Raw genomic sequence first — 1,475 nt, 5'->3', positions numbered from 1 at the left:
GCGTATGGAGCACTGCGTTCTGCCAGTGCTTTGGTAATGGTATTGATACGAGCCTGAACTTGTGGCTTGTTCACATGAGTCGCGTTCTTACGGGCAACAATTGGTTGGCTGTAAGTCTCACACGCCAAAATGGCATTTTGATCGCCGTCTAACGCCGCACCCAACAAGCTCACCTCGGTGACTTTCTGTTTTGCGAAGGCAAACCAACTCTTCACTTCTTCGCTAAGCGTTTCTTCTAACTCCAAATCAACAGGACTATGCAGCAATGAACATGAACTTGCGATCCAAAGCTTATCTCCTAGTTTGTCTTTCACAGGTTGCAGTAACTCAAGCTGCGCGGCTAAGTCAGCTCGCCACACATTGCGTCCATTGATTGCACCCGCAGAAAGTACCCAATCTTCCGGTAACTTATTAACCACTTCATCGAGTTGCTGCGGTGCTGCTACTAAGTCGATATGTAAGCCGTTTATAGGCAGATCTACGATTTTATCTAATGTATCTGTGACCGAATCAAAGTAAGTGGTAAGTAGTAGTTTTACATCGCCTTGAATCACTTGGTAAGCCAGCTTGAATGAATCTACCCACTGATTATCAAGCTCCAAAGCCAGGATTGGCTCATCAATTTGGACCCACTCTACGCCAAGCTTTGAGAGCTTTGCCAAAATGGCTTGATACGCGGTAAGAAGGCGAGGAAGTAGAGATAAGCGGTCAAACCCTTCTTCCACTTCTTTGCCTAGGTATAAGTAAGAGAGTGGCCCAAGGAGTACAGGCTTAACTTTGTGTCCTGCTTTAATCGCTTCATTCACTTCATCAAACAGTTGACTTCAAAAGAGTCATCTTTGCTGAACTCAGGAACAATGTAGTGGTAGTTAGTGTTGAACCACTTGGTCATGTCAGAAGCAGCTGAACTGTCTTTAGTGACATCATTCGACGTATGCGAACCACCGCAGCAAGTAGATTGAACTTGAGACTGACCGCGACCTACACGGAACAAGGTATCTAAATCTGGGAAGGATTTTTCATCTTCTGATCCACCAGCATGGCGCTTGGGAACGTGACCTAGAAGTAGAGTCGTAGTTAGTACATGGTCATACCATGCGAAGTCACCCGCAGTTGCAAAGCTTAGATTCGCGTCAGCTTGTACATTCCAGTTACGATTTCTTAATTCACTGCCGATCTGCTTAAGCTCAGATTGATCGATCTCACCGCGCCAGTACTTCTCGAGAGTGAATTTGAGTTCGCGTTTTTCACCGATACGTGGGTAGCCAAGAATATGCGTTGTTGTCGTCATGTGTGTGTTCCTTATTCGATAATTTTAATTTCCGGTCAGACTGCCTGTAATGATTGCATTTTTAACAAAGGCGTCTGGATGGCTAAACTATCTCCCTAATCTGAACGATGAACAAGGTCCAAATATTCATCTTGTTTATTAATAATTTTCATCTTTAATAATCTAACCGCTAATTTATTAAATC

1 pseudogene is annotated in these 1,475 nt (G+C 44.1%); it reads right to left on the bottom strand.

Annotation, left to right across the window (positions count from 1 at the left end):
* A pseudogene (locus AB4496_RS23910) lies at positions 1-1,291 on the bottom strand (5-methyltetrahydropteroyltriglutamate--homocysteine S-methyltransferase); the annotation flags it as partial.
* Between the last annotated feature and the right edge of the window lie 184 nt (positions 1,292-1,475).

The organism is Vibrio sp. 10N.222.46.A1 (genome assembly GCF_041473595.1).
GTDB lineage: Bacteria > Pseudomonadota > Gammaproteobacteria > Enterobacterales > Vibrionaceae > Vibrio > Vibrio tasmaniensis_A.
The sequence above is the reverse complement of the archived record's forward strand: the minus strand, read 5'-3'. Positions and strand labels throughout refer to the sequence as shown.